Annotated in this window: 17 protein-coding genes and 1 riboswitch; of the genes, 11 read left to right on the top strand and 6 right to left on the bottom strand. The window is 62.8% G+C overall.

Annotation, left to right across the window (positions count from 1 at the left end; genetic code table 11):
- The first annotated feature begins 58 nt into the window (after positions 1–58).
- The 4 genes from AC07SZ_RS14130 to AC07SZ_RS14115 all read left to right on the top strand — a co-directional run bounded on the left by AC07SZ_RS14130 (position 59) and on the right by AC07SZ_RS14115 (position 3,807).
- Positions 59–898 (top strand): alkaline phosphatase family protein, encoded by an 840-nt coding sequence (locus AC07SZ_RS14130; protein WP_494914691.1) that lies wholly within the window; start codon positions 59–61, stop codon positions 896–898.
- Between the two features lie 245 nt (positions 899–1,143).
- On the top strand, positions 1,144–1,710 hold the full coding sequence (locus tag AC07SZ_RS14125; RefSeq protein WP_494914689.1) for a sigma-70 family RNA polymerase sigma factor: 567 nt from the start codon (positions 1,144–1,146) through the stop codon (positions 1,708–1,710).
- On the top strand, positions 1,707–2,375 hold the full coding sequence (locus AC07SZ_RS14120; protein WP_494914688.1) for an anti-sigma factor: 669 nt from the start codon (positions 1,707–1,709) through the stop codon (positions 2,373–2,375). Before AC07SZ_RS14125 ends, AC07SZ_RS14120 begins: the two co-directional genes overlap by 4 nt.
- Positions 2,365–3,807 carry a S8 family serine peptidase gene (locus AC07SZ_RS14115; RefSeq protein ID WP_494914687.1) on the top strand — a complete coding sequence of 481 codons (1,443 nt, stop codon included), beginning with the start codon at positions 2,365–2,367 and terminating at the stop codon, positions 3,805–3,807. Before AC07SZ_RS14120 ends, AC07SZ_RS14115 begins: the two co-directional genes overlap by 11 nt.
- 94 nt (positions 3,808–3,901) lie before the next feature.
- Here the strand turns inward: AC07SZ_RS14115 and AC07SZ_RS14110 are convergent, their stop codons facing one another.
- The gene (locus tag AC07SZ_RS14110) at positions 3,902–5,248 is read right to left on the bottom strand and encodes an NAD(P)/FAD-dependent oxidoreductase (RefSeq protein ID WP_172371161.1); all 1,347 of its coding nucleotides are present in this window, start codon (positions 5,246–5,248) and stop codon (positions 3,902–3,904) included.
- 166 nt (positions 5,249–5,414) lie between these two features.
- On the bottom strand, positions 5,415–6,437 hold the full coding sequence (locus AC07SZ_RS14105) for a substrate-binding domain-containing protein (protein WP_494914686.1): 1,023 nt from the start codon (positions 6,435–6,437) through the stop codon (positions 5,415–5,417).
- A 363-nt stretch (positions 6,438–6,800) separates the two neighbouring features.
- Here AC07SZ_RS14105 and AC07SZ_RS14100 point away from each other — a divergent pair, with 363 nt between their 5' ends.
- From AC07SZ_RS14100 to AC07SZ_RS14080, 5 genes are all read left to right on the top strand, one after another.
- The gene (locus AC07SZ_RS14100) at positions 6,801–8,156 is read left to right on the top strand and encodes an ABC transporter substrate-binding protein (RefSeq protein ID WP_056569107.1); all 1,356 of its coding nucleotides are present in this window, start codon (positions 6,801–6,803) and stop codon (positions 8,154–8,156) included.
- A 196-nt stretch (positions 8,157–8,352) separates the two neighbouring features.
- On the top strand, positions 8,353–9,366 hold the full coding sequence (locus AC07SZ_RS14095) for a carbohydrate ABC transporter permease (protein ID WP_056569104.1): 1,014 nt from the start codon (positions 8,353–8,355) through the stop codon (positions 9,364–9,366).
- Position 9,367: 1 nt separating this feature from the next.
- Positions 9,368–10,522: a carbohydrate ABC transporter permease gene (locus AC07SZ_RS14090; protein WP_056569102.1), complete on the top strand. Its 1,155-nt coding sequence runs from the start codon at positions 9,368–9,370 to the stop codon at positions 10,520–10,522.
- A gap of 4 nt (positions 10,523–10,526) precedes the next feature.
- Positions 10,527–12,191 (top strand): beta-galactosidase BglA, encoded by a 1,665-nt coding sequence (bglA, locus tag AC07SZ_RS14085; protein WP_494914684.1) that lies wholly within the window; start codon positions 10,527–10,529, stop codon positions 12,189–12,191.
- Between the two features lie 31 nt (positions 12,192–12,222).
- Entirely contained in the window at positions 12,223–13,335 is a 1,113-nt protein-coding gene (locus AC07SZ_RS14080; protein WP_494914683.1) for an ABC transporter ATP-binding protein, read from the top strand.
- A 69-nt stretch (positions 13,336–13,404) separates the two neighbouring features.
- Here the strand turns inward: AC07SZ_RS14080 and AC07SZ_RS14075 are convergent, their stop codons facing one another.
- From AC07SZ_RS14075 to AC07SZ_RS14060, 4 genes are all read right to left on the bottom strand, one after another.
- Positions 13,405–13,641 (bottom strand): DUF680 domain-containing protein, encoded by a 237-nt coding sequence (locus AC07SZ_RS14075; RefSeq protein WP_494914682.1) that lies wholly within the window; start codon positions 13,639–13,641, stop codon positions 13,405–13,407.
- A 68-nt stretch (positions 13,642–13,709) separates the two neighbouring features.
- Positions 13,710–13,913: a DUF680 domain-containing protein gene (locus tag AC07SZ_RS14070; RefSeq protein WP_494914681.1), complete on the bottom strand. Its 204-nt coding sequence runs from the start codon at positions 13,911–13,913 to the stop codon at positions 13,710–13,712.
- A gap of 71 nt (positions 13,914–13,984) precedes the next feature.
- On the bottom strand, positions 13,985–14,185 hold the full coding sequence (locus AC07SZ_RS14065) for a DUF680 domain-containing protein (protein ID WP_056569087.1): 201 nt from the start codon (positions 14,183–14,185) through the stop codon (positions 13,985–13,987).
- A 315-nt stretch (positions 14,186–14,500) separates the two neighbouring features.
- Positions 14,501–14,653, bottom strand: a complete 153-nt coding sequence (locus tag AC07SZ_RS14060; RefSeq protein ID WP_494914680.1) for a hypothetical protein — start codon at positions 14,651–14,653, stop codon at positions 14,501–14,503.
- A 26-nt stretch (positions 14,654–14,679) separates the two neighbouring features.
- A riboswitch (cobalamin riboswitch) is annotated at positions 14,680–14,880 on the top strand.
- Positions 14,881–14,996: 116 nt separating this feature from the next.
- Between AC07SZ_RS14060 and AC07SZ_RS14055 the strand changes: the two genes are divergently transcribed.
- The gene (locus AC07SZ_RS14055; protein WP_494914679.1) at positions 14,997–16,244 is read left to right on the top strand and encodes an aromatic ring-hydroxylating oxygenase subunit alpha; all 1,248 of its coding nucleotides are present in this window, start codon (positions 14,997–14,999) and stop codon (positions 16,242–16,244) included.
- A 20-nt stretch (positions 16,245–16,264) separates the two neighbouring features.
- Positions 16,265–17,365, top strand: coding sequence for an FAD-binding oxidoreductase (locus AC07SZ_RS14050; protein ID WP_081295051.1), 1,101 nt, complete (start codon positions 16,265–16,267; stop codon positions 17,363–17,365).
- Positions 17,366–17,394: the final 29 nt, after the last annotated feature.

The raw sequence follows: 17,394 nt of genomic DNA, 5'->3' as shown, positions 1-17,394 counted from the left end.
GTGCCCGGAACGGCACACGGCGTTCCCATTTCAACTGCCAGACATGATGGAGCTGCCCATGGCGCTCAAATCCAAACTTCTGCTGATGATCCTCGATGGTGTTCCCTACAGGAACTGGCGCCGGCTGATGGGCAATCTCGAGGGCTGGGTGCAATCGGGCGAGGCGCGGGTCTGGAAGATGCGCTCGGTGCTGCCGTCGACGTCGGCCTGCTGCTATGCTTCCATCCATACCGGCGTGTCGCCGCAGGTGCATGGCATTCTTTCCAACGAGAACCGCTTCCGGGTCGCGCAGCCAGACATCTTCTCGGAAGTCAGCAAGGCTAGCGGCAAGACCGGCGCGGTGACGCATTCCTACTGGTCGGAATTCTTCCGGTCCTATCCGTTCGACCTGGTCGAGGACATGGAATATGACGAGCCGGGTGGTCCGATTACGCATGGCCGGTTCCATACCATGACCGGCTACAATGCCCGAAACCAGATGACGCCGAGCGACGTCGACCTGTTCGCGACGCTGACCATGCTGACGAAACGCCACGGCATCGACTACGGCATCCTGCACACATGCACGCTGGACTCGATGGGCCATCGCTTCGGTCACGACTGCCACGAGATGGACCATGCCGTCTATGCGATGGACGGCATGCTGGCAGCCTTCCTGCCTGGCTGGATCGAAGCCGGCTACGAGGTCATGGTCACCGCCGACCATGGCCAGACCGACCGTGGCCACCATGGCGGCCATGACGACGAAATGCAGGATTTCGCGTTGTATTATTTCGGTCCGGCGAAGGGCCCCGAGGGCGACACGCTGCTCGATCAGTTGCAGCTGGCGCCGACCGTGCTGAGCCGGCTGGGCGTGCCGGTGCCGGCGACGATGAAGGCGAAGCCCTTTTTGGGGTAATGTGAAGGGGACGTCGGCGCCGCCCTCATCCGCCTGCCGGCGTTCGTCGTTCGAAAAGCCAAGCAGTTGGCGTTTCGCCCGCTGCGCGGGCCACTCCTCAACTCCCCGTATAGTGACGGGAGAGAAGGGATGCTCTGGCAACATCCCCATAGTTCGGTTAGCCTCCGCGAATTCCTTGGCGGAGGATGAACCTTTTTGGGCCGATCAGCGACAGAGCAGGCAGGAGCCAGGCGGCTCGACCGGCCATGACGGCAGCGACGGATACCGATCGCGCGCTTGTCGACCGGGTCGCGAAGGGCGACCGTGCCGCCGTGCGGCTCCTGTTCATGCGCCACCATGCGCGGGTCTACCGCTTCGTGGCGCGCCAGACGGGATCGGAAATGATGGCTGACGATATCGCGAACGAAGTCTTCCTCGAATTGTGGCGCCAGGCGCCAGGCTTCGAGGGGCGCTCCGAAGTCTCGACATGGCTGCTCGGCATCGCCCGGTTCAAGGCGCTGTCCTTGCTGCGCAAGAAGAAGGAAGACTGGATCGACGACGAGGCCGCCGCCGCGGTGCCCGACGGCGCCGACACGCCGGAGGTCGTCACGATGAAGGAGGACAAGGCCGCCGCCTTGCGCCGCTTTGTCGATGCCTTGCCCGAAGAGCACCGCACGGTGATCGACCTTGCCTATTATCACGGACAGTCGGTGACCGAGATCGGCGAGGTGCTCGGCATCCCGGTCGCGACCGTCAAGACCCGGATGTTCTACGCCCGCAAGAAACTCGGAGAGGCCCTCAAGGCCGCCGGTTACGACAGGGGGTGGCCATGAGCGCCGCTGAGAAAATGTCGCGCCGCGACGAAATGGAAACGCTGCTGCCGTTCTATCTGAACGGCTCGCTGGAAGGCTCGGACCTGGAAGCCGTCGAAGAATGGCTGGCGACGGATCCGGCGGCAATGGCAGCCCTTGGCGAGGCCGAGGCCGAATTCTCCGGCATATCGGCCGCCAATGAGGCGATCCGTCCGCCGGCCGATGCGCTCAGCCGCTTCGCCAGGGCACTCGATGCCGAAGCGGGACCGGCACGGGCACCGGCAGGCTCCTCCTGGCTGGCGCAGGCCTGGGGGCGGTTCATGGCGGTGCCGGTCGGTGTCGCCTGGGCCACGGCCGCCGTCTTGCTGGCCCTGATTGCGGTGCAGTCCCTGGTGCAGCCCGGCGGCAAGGGCAAGGATTTCGAGATCGCCGGCGCCGAAGATGACCTGGCGAAAATGCCGTTCGCGCTGGTCAAGTTCAAACCGGATGCGAGGATGTCCGATATTTCGGGCTTTCTCGGCAGCAGCGGGTTGAAGGTCATTGGCGGACCGACCGCCGATGGCGTGTTCCGGCTCGGCATTCCCGCGGCCAACGCAGCCGACTACACCAAGCAGCTCGGCCTTATTGCTGCCCAGCCATTCACCGAGACTGTGATCGAGGGAAGGAAACCGGTTGATGGCGGCTGATGCGGTCGTTCGATTTGCGGTGATCCTGGCGGCGGCGATGACAATCGCCGCCGGGCCTGCATCGGCACAGACCAACAACAGCAGCGGCGACCAGACAAGGATCGACTGCCGCAACGGCACCAACGCGGCAGGAGCCGACTGCGCCAAGGACAACGAAAAAGACGGTTCGGGGGCGAAGCGACCCGGCGCCGTCTTTCTTCCGGCGCTGATCGTCGACCTCTTTCCCAATCCCGCCGAAACTCCGGTGCCCGTGCCGACACCCGCACCACGCCAGGATCCGGGTACGCCGTCGGCCGCCCCCGCCGATGCGCAACCGGGAATCTCGGCCGCGATCGTCTCGCCCACCGATCTCATCGCCGTTCAGCCGCCGCGCGCGGTGGCGGGCGATTTCGTGCCCGACGAGGTGCTGGTGACCGTCGACGGCGATGCCGGCGCCGTGCAGCAGATCGCCGCCTCGTTCGGCCTTCAGGTTCGTTCGCAGCGCCAGTCGCGGCTGCTCGGCACCACGCTGGTGCGTTTCGGCATTCCAGATGGCCGCCCTGTCGGTGTCGTGCTGGCGCAGCTTGCCGCCGACAGCCGCACGCAGCGCCGCGAGCCCAACCATATCTACTCGCTGCAGCAGGCCGCCGGCATCGTCAACTATGCCTTCGACCGCATCGCGCTCGATGCCAAACAGGCCAGCGGCGAAAACGTTCGTGTTGCCGTCATCGACACCGGCATCGACGACACCAATCCGGCGCTGGCCGGCGTGATCGCCGCGCAGTTCGACGCCATGCCCGACGTGCCGGTCGAGAAGCGCGACCATGGTACTTCGATCGACGGCCTGATCGCCGGCGTCGGCGCGCTCGAAGGCATGGCGCCGGGCGCCAGGATCTACCACGCCCGTGCCTTCGAAGGCGGCAAGTCGACCATGGACGTCATCCTCTCGGCACTCGACTGGGCGGCCGAGCAGAATGTCAGCATCATCAATATGAGCTTCGTCGGGCCGAAGAACGACCTGCTCGGCGCCGCCTGCCGCAATGCACGGGCACTCGGCATGGTGCTGGTCGCCGCCGCCGGCAATAACGGGCCGAAGGCGCCCTATGGCTATCCGGCCGCCTTCGACGGCGTCATCGCGGTGACCGCGACCGACGCCAGGGACGCTCTGATGCCGCAGGCCAATCGCGGCGCCTACGTCTTCATTTCGGCGCCCGGCGTCGAAATGGTGGCGCCAAGCGGTGCCGGCTCCGATGTCGTCACCGGCACATCGTTCGCGGCGGCGATCGTGAGCGGCGCCATCGCCAATCTCCTCCATGCCGCGCCCGGCCGCTCGGCCGACGACATCGAGAAAGCACTGGCGGCGACAGCGAAGGATCTCGGCCCCAAGGGACGCGACAACGATTTCGGCTACGGACTGCTGGACATCCAGGCGGCCGAAGCGGCGAAGGAATAAGGCTGGGCGACCCGCACTGGCTATCCGCAACGGCCGGGATGGGTGGAATGCGGTCGCCGCCGGCATGGCGATGGACCACGCTTGGCGCGATCCGCTATAGCGCCGGACCCAATCGAACGGCGCTTCCATCATGGAAGCGCGACAGCCGGAAGCGGCTGAGGTCATGCCCAGTCTCGTTTCCCTGCATCATGTCGGAAACGACGCGCCCGATTCCTGGCCCGATACCGAACCCGTGACCACTCATGCCGGTCGCGACGAAAAGACCGCCGACCGCCTCCACGCGATCGACGACAGGGACGACATCGGGCATGGCGTCGATCATGCCTCCCCAGCCGGCCTTCAGGCGAACCGTTTCGAACTGTGGAAAAAGGTGTTTGAAATTGTGTTCTACCGAACGGAGACCGGAGCGTTCGGCGGCTGGGTTGAGCACCCGCATCCTTTCGAAGGGGCTCCGGGAATCCGGTGCCCAGTCGCGCGGCGTCGACCAGCTGTCGGGGTAGCCTGACGGAGCGAACGGAAAGTAACGCGTCCCGAACGGGTTGGCCATGAGGGCTGGAAGATACTTGGTGGCGTGCCGGAACGCGTCGGGCCCGACGTAAAGCAAATTACTGCCTCCCGGGGCGAGCGTGTATCCGCCATCCTGTCTGCGCCTGAACGCGATGTGATCGTCGGCTGCCGCACCGGAATAGATTTCGGGCAGGGGTTCCGTCGCGGCCACGGTTACCCTGACGCTGAGCTGAGGGACGGACACGCCGTGTCTTGCCAGGAGCAGGGATGACCAGGCGCCGCCCGCGACCAGCACGCTGGAGGTCTCGATGTACCCCGCTTCGGTCCACACTCCCTTGATCCTGCCGGCTGAGATTTCGAGGGTCCGCACCGCGCAATTCTCTACGATCCTGGCGCCTTTTCGGGCGGCAAGCCGGGCAAGCGCGGGCACCGCCAACCAAGGCTCCGCACGCATGTCGGAGGGCGTCGTCATCGCGCCCTTGAACCTGCGCGACATGCCCTTGATGAGTTTTGCGGTTTCGTCCGCGTCCAGGAGGCGGGTGTCGAGTTCATGGATCGCGGCGATCTTCATGAATTCTTCGAAGCCGGCCATTTTCTTGTCCGAGCTTGCCAGGTAGGTCACACCTGTCTGCTTCAGACCGATGTCCTCGCCGCATTCCTCGGCCAGCTGCCGCCATAGGCGAGACGCCTCGATAACAATCGGCAGCTCATCCGCGTCCCGCCCCTGCTTTCGAATCCAGCCCCAATTTCGGGAGGACTGCTCGGCCGCAACGCGTCCCTTTTCCAGCAGCGTCACCGGAATGTTGCGCTGCGCAAGGAAAAGAGCGGTCGTCACGCCAATGATACCGCCGCCAACGATGACCACCTCCGAAGTCTTCGGCGGTGGACCGGCATGTCGGATTGGATCCGCTTCGGAAAACGGGAATAGGGGCAAGTGGCGCATCCTGGGAGGAATGATCGATGCTCTGGCTTACTGGTTGCCACCCCCCAAAAGCCAAATCAAGAGCAGACGCAGGCAGACCATTGTCCCACGGCCCGGCAATCGATCGTCCGGCGATGTCCGCAAGGGGCCGGCCTCACGGGGCGATTGGGTCTATCTCCTACGCCGGCGCACCGGCGACCGAGCCCCGCACCACCAGATCGACCGGCCAGACCTCGCCGCGGGCGCCTTCTTCCAAGCCCGATATCCGTGCCGCCAGCCGCTCGGCGACGCGCTCGCCGGCAAGACGGATGGATGAGCGCGTCGTCGATAACGGTACGGAAAAATTTTCCGGCTTCAGCCAGGGGAAGACATCGTCATGGGCGATCAGCGAGACATCGCCGGGAATGGTGAGGTCGAGGTCGCGCACCGCGCGCACGACGCCCAGCGCCATGATCAGGCTTGAGCAAGCGATCGCCGTCGGCGCGTCGCTCGCCTCAAGCAATCGCCTGGTGGCGCGATAGCCGTTTTCTTCGGTCATGGCCACCGAGCAGACGTGGCGCTCGCCGAGGGTCAGCCCGCTCGCGGCGAGCGCCCGGCGCACGCCGCGCTCGCGATGGATGGCAAAGGTCTCGCGGTCGTCGCCATTGATCAGCGCCAGCCGCCGATGGCCGAGCTGGACCAGCAATCGCGCCGCCTCGTGGAAGGCGCCCTCATTGTCGATGTCGAGATAGGGATAGTCGAAATCGAAGCCTTCGCTGCGGCCGTGGACCAGGTAGGGAATGCCGAGCGTGCTGACCAGCGCCACCCGGCTGTCCCGCGGCCTGGGCGACGAAATATAGACGGCGTCGACCTGCCGGTTGGCGACGATGCGCCGATAAGTGGTTTCCTGGTCGTCGGCATCGGCCGGCGACAGCACAAGGTCAAGCTCATGCGAGCGGGCATAATCGCCGAGGCCGGACAGGAATTCGACGAAATGCGGATCGATGTCGACGGCCGCACCTGTCGGCAGGACATAGCCGATCATGCCGGACTTGCCGGTCGCCAGCCGGCGCGCGCTCGGATTGGGGCGGTAGCCATGGCGCTTGGCGGCGTCCATCACGCGCCTGCGCGTTTCCTCGTTGACCTCCGGGTAGCCATTCAGCGCCCGGCTTACCGTGGTCTGCGAAAGCGCCAGCATATGCGCGAGCTGCTTGAGGTTCACAACGGCCTCCATTCCCTCAAAGCGCTTTTAAATTGAATCGACCCAAGTGCCACAAAGGCGCGAGGGCATCGACACAACCATAAGCGGGGTCGGGACCGGTTTGAAACAGAAAATTGCTGTTGCGCTGCCAAAAAGCATGCTGCGGTGCAATTTCTGATGTCAGAATCAACGAAATTAAATCGATTAGCTAACCGAACCTCTTGACTTCCAGTCGATTCAGTGGCGAGATCAGAAAAGCCAAAGCGCTTTGGAAGACTCTTCGAAAGGTTGCGGTTCCCTTGCGACTGAGTCACAGTCCTGCGGCGTCGGCGGGCGGAATGGAGGTTCCGTCCGGTGTGTGTGACCCACTGGGAGGGAATACCGATGAAGAAAATGCTTTTGCTGGGTGCTGCGTTTGCCACGCTCGCCCTGAACGCGCCCGCGCATGCCGAACTGAAGTTCAAGCCGGGCGAGGACAAGCGTTTCAATTGGGCAAATTACGAAGACCTGAAGAAAGTCGATCTCAAGGGCGAGACCCTGACCATCTTCGGGCCGTGGCGCGGCGAGGACGAGGCGCTTGCCCGTTCGGTGCTCGATTATTTCGCCGAAGCGACCGGCGCCGAGGTGAAGTACTCCTCTTCCGAGAACTATGAGCAGCAGATCGTCATCGACACCCAGGCCGGCAGTCCGCCAAACATCGCCATCCTGCCACAGCCGGGCCTGATCCAGGATCTTGCTTCCAAGGGCGTCCTGACCCCGCTGGGCGATGACGTCGCCGCCTGGATCAAGGAGAACTACGCCGCCGGCGACTCCTGGGCCAAGCTCGGCACGTATAATGGCAAGGACGGCAAGCCGGGCTTCTATGCCTTTCCCTACAAGATCGACGTGAAGGGGCTGGTCTGGTACTCGCCCGACAATTTCAACGAAGCCGGCTACAAGGTTCCGAAGACGCAAGAGGAACTGGCCGAGCTCGAAAAGAAGATCATAGCCGACGGCGGCAAGCCCTGGTGCATAGGGCTGGGCTCTGGCGGCGCGACCGGATGGCCGGCGACCGACTGGGTCGAGGACATCATGCTCAGGACGCAACCGCCGGAGGTCTACGACAAGTGGGTCAAGAACGAGATCCCGTTCACCGATCCGGCGGTGGTCAACGCCATCGACATCTTCGGCAAGATCGCCACCGACGACAAGATGGTGGATGGCGGCGCCAAGGCAGTGGCCGCGACAGACTTCCGCGACAGCCCGAAGGGCCTCTTCACCGTGCCGCCGAAGTGCTACATGCACCATCAGGCATCGTTCATCCCCTCCTTCTTCCCGGAGGGCGTAAAGCTCGGCCAGGATGCGGATTTCTTCAACTATCCGCCTTACGCCTCCAAGCCGGAGCTTGGTACGCCGCTGGAAGTGGCCGGAACATTGGTCATGATCACCAAGGATTCCAAGGCATCGCGCGAGTTCATCAAGTTCCTCGAAATGCCGCTCGCGCATGAATTGTGGATGGCGCAGAAGAGCTTCGTCACGCCCTTCAAGGGTGCCAACAAGGACGCCTATGGCAGCGATGCGCTGAAAAAGCAGGGCGAGATCCTGGTCGGAGCGACGACGGTTCGCTTCGACGGTTCCGACCTGATGCCCGGCAAGATCGGCGCCGGCTCATTCTGGACCGGCATGATCGATCTGGTCGGAGGCAAATCCGCCCAGGACGTGGCCGCCGACATCCAGAAGAGCTGGGACGCGATCAAGTGACCAGCCCGGGCAAGTAGCCAGCCCGGGTTCGGGTGCAATCGAGACTTTCCTGATCCTCATACCGAATCCGGGCCTCCGGCCCGGATTCACCGGCAGCACTTGCCGGAAGCCTTTCGCGTTCGATTGTTGCGAATAACGAAATCGGTGCATCCAATCGCCAGCACTGCCTGGCCGATCATGCGCAGGGAGAGGGACCATGGCGGCTCAGATTTTCTCGGCCATATTTGTCATCATCATCGGCGTCGGCGGCTGTGTCGCTTATTTCTGGGGCGCCAACAAACTGCTCGACTTGACCTTCCCCTCGCGCGGAGTTTCCGGCACGGCCGCCGTCAACAATCTGCGCCGGCAGGGCCTGATACGGCCATGGCTGTTCGTCGGCCCGGCGCTGATCATTCTCACCATCTACCTGATCTACCCCGTGATCGCGACACTGTGGCTCTCCTTCCGCGACCGCGGCGGCGAGAACTTCGTCGGCTTCGCCAACTACGAGTGGGCGCTTCGCGATCAGGATCTGCGAAACTCAATCCTGAACAACATCCTGTGGCTGGCAGTGGTGCCCGCCGCCTGCACCTTCCTCGGGCTGATCATTGCCGTGCTCACAGACAAGATCTGGTGGGGCACGATTGCCAAGAGCCTGATCTTCCTGCCGCTGGCCATCTCCTTCGTCGGCGCCAGCGTGATCTGGAAGTTCATTTACGAATATCGCGGCGAGGGCCAGGTGCAGATCGGCCTGCTCAACGCCATCATCCAGCATTTCGGCGGCCAGCCGCAGGTGTGGATATCGCTGCCGTTCTGGAACAATTTCTTCCTGATGATCATCCTGATCTGGATTCAGACCGGGTTTGCCATGGTCATCCTGTCCTCGGCGCTGCGCGGCATCCCGGAGGAGACGCTGGAAGCCGCCGTCATCGACGGCGCCAACCCGTTCCAGATCTTCTGGAAGATCATGGTGCCGCAGATCTGGGGCACGATCGCTGTTGTCTGGACCACCATCACCATCCTGGTGCTCAAGGTGTTCGACATCGTGCTGACCATGACCAACGGCCAGTGGAACAGCCAGGTGCTGGCCAATCTGATGTTCGACTGGATGTTCCGCGGCGGCGGCGATTTCGGCCGTGGCGCGACAATCGCCATCATCATCATGATCGCGGTCATCCCGATCATGGTCTGGAACATCCGCCAGGCGAACAAAGAGACGGGAGGGCACTGAAATGGCCGTCGCGACCGGAAATTCCTTCGCCAGCCGTTTCGGCGTCCATATAGCGGTGCTGGTCTTCGTGGCGATCTGGACCATTCCGACACTCGGCATCCTGGTCTCCTCGCTGCGCGACAAGGACCAGATCGTTGCCTCGGGCTGGTGGAATTCGTTCGCCAGTTCCAGCCAGACCGAAGCCGGGCGTCTGCCCGCCGCCTCCGCGCAGACCCAGAAGGACGGCAAGTTCGTCCTCGAGGGCAACATTTTCGGCGACGGCGCCAGGCGCAGCATCAGCGCTTTCGGCGTCAAGGCGGCGGCACCGACACAGTATCCGGCCGGCACATCGGCGGACCTGGGTGACGGCGTGACCTTGCAGGTCAATGCCGACGGCAGCTTCGTCATGACCTCGCCCAAGGCGTTCGAAGGCGATCGCGGCCAGCGTGTCTACTATGCCTCATCGGCACCGCCCAAATTCACCACCGACAACTACCACACCGTGCTGTTTTCGGAAGGCATCGGCCGCTCGTTCATGAATTCGCTGACCGTCACCATCCCGGCGACCGTCATTCCGATCCTGATCGCCGCCTTTGCCGCCTACGCGCTGGCCTGGATGCGTTTTCCTGGCCGTGCGCTGCTGATCGCGGTCATCATCGGCCTCCTGGTGGTGCCGCTGCAGATGTCCCTGATTCCGCTGTTGAAACTCTACAACGGGGTCGGCGCTTTCTTCGGCGTGCCGTCGAAAACCTATCTCGGCATCTGGCTGGCGCATACCGGCTTCGGCCTGCCCTTCGCCATCTATCTGCTGCGCAGCTATATTGCCGGCCTGCCGCGCGAGATCATGGAATCGGCCCGCATCGACGGTGCCAGCGATTTCGAGATCTTCGTCAAGATCGTGCTGCCGCTGTCCTTCCCGGTGCTGGCCTCCTTCGCCATCTTCCAATTCCTGTGGGTATGGAACGATCTGCTGGTGGCGATGGTTTTCCTCGGTACGGCACCCGACCAGATCGTGTTGACAGCCAAGCTCAACGCGCTGCTCGGCTCTCGCGGCGGCAACTGGGAAATCCTGACGACATCGGCCTTCATCACCATCATCGTGCCGCTGATCGTCTTCTTCTCGCTGCAGCGCTATTTCGTCCGCGGGCTGCTTGCCGGCTCGGTGAAAGGAGGCTGAAACCATGCAATCCGCTTTGAAGGCCAGCTCGAAGCCTGACCTTGCCGTCGATCGCGACTGGTGGCGAGGGGCCGTGATCTACCAGATCTATCCGCGCAGCTACCAGGATTCGAACGGCGACGGGATCGGCGATCTCAAGGGCATTATCGGGCGGCTGCCCTATATCGCCGCGCTCGGCGCGGACGCGATCTGGATCTCGCCCTTCTTCAAATCGCCGATGAAGGATTTCGGCTACGACGTCTCGGACTATTGCGACGTCGACCCGATGTTCGGCACGCTGGCCGATTTCGATGCACTGACGGCGGAGGCGCATCGGCTGGGCCTCAAGGTGATGATCGACGAAGTGCTGTCGCACACCGCCGACAACCATCCCTGGTTCAAGGAAAGCCGGTCGAGCCGCACCAATCCGAAGGCGGACTGGTATGTCTGGGCGGACGCCAGGCCGGACGGCACGCCACCCAACAACTGGCTGTCGATCTTCGGCGGATCGGCGTGGCAGTGGGACACCAGCCGCCAGCAATATTACCTGCACAATTTCCTGGCCGAACAGCCCGACCTCAACTTCCACAACCGCGAAGTCCAGGACGCGCTGCTCGACGTCACCCGCTTCTGGCTGGAGCGCGGCGTCGACGGCTTCCGCCTCGACACGATCAATTTCTACTTCCACAGCCAAGGCCTGGAAAACAATCCGCCGCTGCCGCCCGAAGAGCGCAACGACCAGACAGCGCCGGCGGTCAATCCCTACAACTACCAGGACCATCTTTACGACAAGAGCCGCCCGGAAAACCTCGGCTTCCTCGAACGTTTCCGCGCCCTGCTGGATGAATATCCGGCGACGGCCGCGGTCGGCGAAGTCGGCGATTCGCAGCGCGGGCTGGAGGTCGTGGCCGCCTATACCGCCGGCGGCAAGCGCGTGCACATGTGCTATTCCTTCGACTTCCTGGCGCCGGAAAAGATCAGCGCGCCCAAGGTCCGTTCGGTGCTGGAAGCCTTCGGCAAGGTCGCCAGCGACGGCTGGTCGTGCTGGGCGTTTTCCAACCATGACGTGATGCGCCCGGCCTCGCGTTGGGCTGCGGATGAGGCCGACCCGACCGCCTATCTCAAGGTCATCTCGGCATTGCTGATGTCGCTGCGCGGCTCGGTCTGCATCTACCAGGGCGAGGAGCTCGGGCTCGCCGAGGCCGAATTGCGCTTCGAGGATTTGCAAGACCCCTATGGCATCCGCTTCTGGCCGGAATTCAAGGGCCGCGACGGCTGCCGCACGCCCATGGTGTGGGATGGCAACGCCAAAAATGGCGGCTTCTCCCAGGCAAAGCCCTGGCTGCCGGTGCCGGCAAAACATCTGGCGCAAGCGGTCAATGTCCAGCAGGGCGACCAGGCTTCGCTGCTCGAACACTACCGGCGCTTCCTCACCTTCCGCCGTGCCCATCCGGCGCTGGCCAAGGGCGATATCACCTTCATCGAAAGCGAGGGCGACATTGTCGCGTTCACGCGCCGGGCGGGCAATGAGCAGGTCGTCTGCGTCTTCAACCTCGGCGCCAAACCGGCCAAGGTCGACCTTGGCGGATCATCACTGCAACCTTTACCGGGACACGGGTTTTCCGGGCAGGCGAGCACCGGTTCGATCGAACTGGGCGGTTACGGCGCCTGGTTCGGGCGCATCGACTGAATCTTTTTGAGAGATCACTGGGAGGAAACCAATGGCCGATGTCAATTTGAGACAAGTGAAGAAGTCCTACGGCAATCTCAACATTCTCCACGGCATCGACCTCGATATCAAATCGGGCGAGTTCATCGTCTTCGTCGGCCCGTCGGGCTGCGGGAAGTCGACCTTGCTGCGCTCGATCGCCGGGCTCGAGGAAATCACTTCGGGTGAGCTCAAGATCGACGGCGAGGTGGTCAACGACGTGCCGCCGTCGAAGCGCGGCATCGCCATGGTGTTCCAGTCCTATGCGCTCTATCCGCACATGACCGTCTACGACAACATGGCGTTCTCGATGAAGATCGGCAAGGAGAACAAGGCCGAGATCGACCGCCGCGTGCGCCAGGCGGCGGAAATCCTGCAGCTGACCAAATATCTCGACCGGCTGCCCAAGGCGATGTCGGGTGGCCAGCGCCAGCGCGTCGCCATCGGCCGCGCCATCGTGCGCAATCCGAAAGTGTTCCTGTTCGACGAGCCGCTGTCGAACCTTGACGCCGCACTGCGCGTCGCCACGCGCATCGAGATCGCCAAGCTCAAGGAATCGATGCCCAATACGACCATGATCTACGTCACCCACGACCAGGTCGAAGCGATGACGCTGGCCGATCGCATCGTCGTGCTCAAGGACGGGCACATAGAGCAGGTCGGCACGCCGATGGATCTCTACAAGAAGCCCGGCAATCTGTTCGTCGCCCAGTTCATCGGCTCGCCGGCCATGAACATCCTGCCGGCGACGATCGACAAATCAGGCAGCCCGACCGTCGTCAGCCATGTCGGCGGGCGCAAGGCTACGGTGCCGATCACGACGCCGGCCTCGGCGAAGGGTGCGGCTGTAAGCTTCGGCATGCGGCCGGAGGACCTGATCATCGCGACCGGCGCGGACTATCTGTTCGAAGGAACGGTCGACTACGTCGAGCAGCTCGGCGAGGTTCAGTTGGTCTATGTCGATATCGGCCGCGCCGACCTGCCACTGGTGACCAAGCTGCCGGGCAATGTCGAGGTCAAGCGCGGCTCGACGCTGCGGCTGACCGCCAATGCCGAGGACTTGCATATCTTCGACACTGATGGGCGATCCTTCGCGCTGCATGAAGCGGAAGCAAAGGCGGCTTAGAAGCCCGTCTCGACAGAAAAAAGCGGCGGGCAAGGCCCGCCGCTTTATTTATAGGATCGACTTTGGCTGTTAGTGGCCGAAGAGGTTCCGGTCGGTGCCCTGGGGCGCGGACTTCTGCACGTCGCCCGACGAATTGAGCAGCTTGTAGACGGGCGAATCGCCGTTGCGGATCGAACCCGTACGCGAGTTGTCGACCGAAGTCGCGGCAGGCTGGTTGGCGCCATTGGAGCCGTAGTTGTCGCTGCCGGCGAAAGCGCTGCCGGAGAGAGCCAGAACGGCGGCGGCGGCAATGATGATCTTGTTCATTTCAAGTCTCCTGAATTTCAAGTTTCAGCAGGGCGGCAGGCAAACCCGCCGCCCTGGAGAATCGGCTGTTAGTGGCCGAAGAGATTGCGGTCTGCACCCTGGACAGACGTCTGAGCAGCCGGTTCCGACTTCCTGATCGACGCGGTGTAAGAGCTGTCGGCCGAAGTGGCAGCGGGCTGGTTGGCGCCGTTGGAGCCGTAGTTGTCGCTGCCGGCGAAAGCGCTGCCGGAGATAGCCAGAACGGCGGCGGCAGCAAGGACGATCTTCTTCATTTCAAGTCTCCTGAATTCTTCGAGTTCCGCCAAGGCGGCGAGCCAGTGCCACCGCCTGCGGGAATCGACTGTTAGTTGTTGCCGAAGAGGTTGCGATCGGCACCCGTGACAGGCGCCTGGGCAGCCGGTTCCGACTTCTTGGTCGAAGCGGTGTACGAACCGTCGACGGCAGCAGTGGCTGCAGGCGCATTCGAACCGTAGTGATCGCTACCAGCGAAGGCGCTGCCGGAAATGGCCAGAAGGGCGGCGGCAGTGAGAACAATCTTTTTCATTTTTGGTACTCCAGTATTTTTACGTCCGTCTAGCGGCGTGTCTTGGGATTAAAATCGCGTCGTTCGGACAGCCCCGATGTGGGAAAGCCTGATGGCCGTTTCCAATCACGAAGTTGTTCCGTGTGGACCAAGAGTCCACCACTTGAAATTGTACCAAAGCCTTCCGGATCAAAGATTTTTCTTTTTGATATCAATCGATTAGATAAAATCACCACCGAGATCACCTGATGTATCGGAGGCTCAGCGTTCACACCGTGCTGTACGCACCGTCAACAGAAACGAACCGTTCGGTTCGATTTTAGAATCTGCTAATAGTCACTTTTCGAAACCATTAACCTTTTCTGCTTCGATTCCGGGCGATTTTCGATAGCCGGCACCATCGTCACCGAGACGCGTTTCGTGGCCGCTGTTTCCGATCCGATCGCTGCGCAGGCGTGTCGCGCCACATGGATGCGATGTCGCTTTCATGCCGATGTCGCATTCGCTGTCGTGATTAGATCATGGCCATCTCAGGTGCCGCTTCGTGACGACGGGGCGGAGAATTGGGAAGCCGGTCAAAGTCCGGCGCTGCCCCCGCAACGGTGGTGGAGTTCAAGTCGCAACGGGAGACCACTGGGCGAAAGCCTGGGAAGGTGTCGCGACCGTCCGAAGGGACACTCCAGAGCCCGGAAACCAGCCCGAGATTTCTAAACTCGACTGATCGCGGTGGGCGGTCAAGAGGTGGATGGTGCATGACCGGCGCTTCGCCGGGACTGCATCCGATCCTTCCTCCATCACCACCATAGTCAGTCCTTAAACACGAGGACAGGACATGGATGCGCGTAACGATATGCTGAGGCTGTTGAACAGCCGCAGAGAGGGTTTCTCGCTGGAGCAGCCCTTCTACACCGACCCGGACTATTTCAAGCTCGACATGGAGCTGATCTGGTACCGCGACTGGCTTTTCATCGGCCACGATTGCGAATTGCCCAAGCCCGGCAGCTTCATCACCGTGCAGATCGGCGACTACCCGGTCGTGCTGGTGCGCGATCAGCAGGGCAAGATCAATGCCTTCCACAATTCCTGCCGCCATCGCGGCAGCAGGGTCTGCAACACGGACAAGGGCACGGCCGCCAAGCTGGTCTGTCCCTATCACCAGTGGACCTATGAGCTCGACGGTCGCCTGCTGTTTGCCCGCCAGATGGCCGACGGCTTCGACAAGAGCCAGTTCGGGCTGAAGCCGGTCGCCTGCGAAAGCGTCGCCGGTTACATCTTCATCTGCCTGGCGAAGGAGCCAGCCGACTTCGCGCCGATGCGGGCGATGATCGAACCCTATCTCAAGCCGCACCGGCTCAGCGAGGCAAAGATCGCATTCGAGAGCACCATCGTCGAAAAGGGCAATTGGAAGCTCGTCTGGGAAAACAACCGCGAGTGCTATCACTGCGCGGGCAATCACCCGGAGCTGTGCAAAACCTTCCCGGAAGCACCGACCGTGACCGGCGTGCAAGGCGCCGACAGCGATCCGGAGATGCTGGCGCACTGGGCCAAATGCGAAGCGGCCGGCCTGCCGAGCAAGTTCCGCATCGACCCGGCGGGGCAATACCGCGCCACGCGGGCGCCGCTGCTGCGCGATGCGGTCAGCTACACGATGAACGGCAAGCGGGCGGTGAAGAAGGACCTCTCCGACAGCGTCTCGGCCGACCGTATCGGCACGTTGATGCACTATCACTATCCGACGACATGGAACCATATCCTGATCGACCATGCCGTCACCTTCCGCGTGCTGCCGATCAGTGCGACCGAAACCGCCGTGACGACCAAATGGCTGGTCCACAAGGACGCGGTCGAGGGCGTCGATTACGATCTTGCCGAACTCACCCATGTGTGGACCGAGACCAACGACCAGGACCGCCGCATCGTCGAGGAAAACGCCCTCGGCATCCTGTCGCCGGCCTATGAGCCCGGTCCCTATTCGGAGCTGCATGAGGGTGGCGTGATCCAGTTCGTCGACTGGTACGCCCGCTTCATCGGCCCGCGCCTCGCCGAAGGCGGCCGGCCGGCGCTGCGCAGCGTCGCCTGAGAGGTTGAGGGATGAATGCGATGACCGACCTTGGCCTCTATCGCCATCTCGATCAGATGGCGCCCTGGAACGACAGGCTGCAGGTGCTGGAAGTGATCGGCGTCAGCGACGAGGCGCCTGACGTCAAGACCTTCACGTTCCGATCGGACAACCAGACCTGGTTCCGCTACAAGCCGGGCCAGTTCGTGACGCTGGAGTTGCCTGCGCCGGACGGGCCGCTGATGCGCACCTATACACTGTCCTCCTCACCGTCGCGGCCGTTCTCGATCTCGGTCACGGTCAAGGCGCAGGCCGGCAGCATCGGCACGCGATGGATGTTCGATCACCTGACACCCGGTTCGCACGTCAAGGCTTATGGGCCGAGCGGGGACTTTTCGCTGCACAGCCATCCGGCGGCCAAATACCTGTTCATCTCGGCCGGTTCCGGCGTGACGCCGATGATGTCGATGCTGCGCTGGCTGAACGACTGCGCGCCATGGACCGATGTCGGCTTCGTCAATTGCGCGCGTCGCGCCGAAGAGATCATTTTCCGCAAGGAGCTCGAGCTGCTCGGCAGTCATATGCCGGGCTTGTCGCTGGGCTTCATGATCGAGGAGCGGTCAAGCCGCGAGGGCTGGTATGGCCATATGGGCCGCATAGACGCCATCCGGCTGCCATTGCTGGCGCCCGATTTCCGTGAACGCGAAATCTTCTGCTGTGGTCCGGACCCTTTCATGCGCGCCGTGCGCGGCATGCTGGAAGCCGCCGGCTTCGACATGACGAAATACCATCAGGAGAGCTTTGCCGCACCCGCGGTGGAGGAAATCCCGGCGCCGTTCGCAACGCCGTCGCAGGATGGCGTGGCCGTTCCCGTCGAGGCCGCAACGCCGATCCGCTTCGCGTTTTCGGACGTCGACGCCGAATGCGTCGCCGGCCAGACCGTGCTGCAGACGGCGCGTGCCTCTGGCGTGCGGATACCCGCGGCCTGCGAATTCGGCCTGTGCGGAACCTGCAAGGTCAAGAAAGTCTCCGGTGCCGTCGAGATGAGCCACAATGGCGGCATCCTCGATCACGAGATCGACGACGGCTTCATCCTCGCCTGCTGCTCGAAGCCGCTATCGGCTCTCGAAATCGAGGCGTGATCGCCTTGCGCTCCAACTGATCGCCGGAA

This window comes from Mesorhizobium sp. GW821-FHT07A06, from assembly GCF_059419085.1.
This window is presented reverse-complemented; position numbering and strand designations above follow the sequence as displayed.

Bases quoted from the DNA above. Each gene is read 5' to 3' on its own strand.
- AC07SZ_RS14095 (WP_056569104.1), top strand. From the start codon at position 8,353: ATGGCGGCTCAGATTTTCTCGGCCATATTTGTCATCATCATCGGCGTC.
- AC07SZ_RS14070 (WP_494914681.1), bottom strand. From the start codon at position 13,913: ATGAAGAAGATCGTCCTTGCTGCCGCCGCCGTTCTGGCTATCTCCGGC.
- AC07SZ_RS14065 (WP_056569087.1), bottom strand. From the start codon at position 14,185: ATGAAAAAGATTGTTCTCACTGCCGCCGCCCTTCTGGCCATTTCCGGC.
- AC07SZ_RS14060 (WP_494914680.1), bottom strand. From the start codon at position 14,653: ATGAAAGCGACATCGCATCCATGTGGCGCGACACGCCTGCGCAGCGAT.
- AC07SZ_RS14050 (WP_081295051.1), top strand. From the start codon at position 16,265: ATGACCGACCTTGGCCTCTATCGCCATCTCGATCAGATGGCGCCCTGG.
- AC07SZ_RS14090 (WP_056569102.1), top strand. From the start codon at position 9,368: ATGGCCGTCGCGACCGGAAATTCCTTCGCCAGCCGTTTCGGCGTCCAT.
- AC07SZ_RS14075 (WP_494914682.1), bottom strand. From the start codon at position 13,641: ATGAACAAGATCATCATTGCCGCCGCCGCCGTTCTGGCTCTCTCCGGC.
- bglA (WP_494914684.1), top strand. From the start codon at position 10,527: ATGCAATCCGCTTTGAAGGCCAGCTCGAAGCCTGACCTTGCCGTCGAT.
- AC07SZ_RS14130 (WP_494914691.1), top strand. From the start codon at position 59: ATGGCGCTCAAATCCAAACTTCTGCTGATGATCCTCGATGGTGTTCCC.
- AC07SZ_RS14115 (WP_494914687.1), top strand. From the start codon at position 2,365: ATGGCGGCTGATGCGGTCGTTCGATTTGCGGTGATCCTGGCGGCGGCG.
- AC07SZ_RS14055 (WP_494914679.1), top strand. From the start codon at position 14,997: ATGGATGCGCGTAACGATATGCTGAGGCTGTTGAACAGCCGCAGAGAG.
- AC07SZ_RS14125 (WP_494914689.1), top strand. From the start codon at position 1,144: ATGACGGCAGCGACGGATACCGATCGCGCGCTTGTCGACCGGGTCGCG.
- AC07SZ_RS14120 (WP_494914688.1), top strand. From the start codon at position 1,707: ATGAGCGCCGCTGAGAAAATGTCGCGCCGCGACGAAATGGAAACGCTG.
- AC07SZ_RS14100 (WP_056569107.1), top strand. From the start codon at position 6,801: ATGAAGAAAATGCTTTTGCTGGGTGCTGCGTTTGCCACGCTCGCCCTG.
- AC07SZ_RS14080 (WP_494914683.1), top strand. From the start codon at position 12,223: ATGGCCGATGTCAATTTGAGACAAGTGAAGAAGTCCTACGGCAATCTC.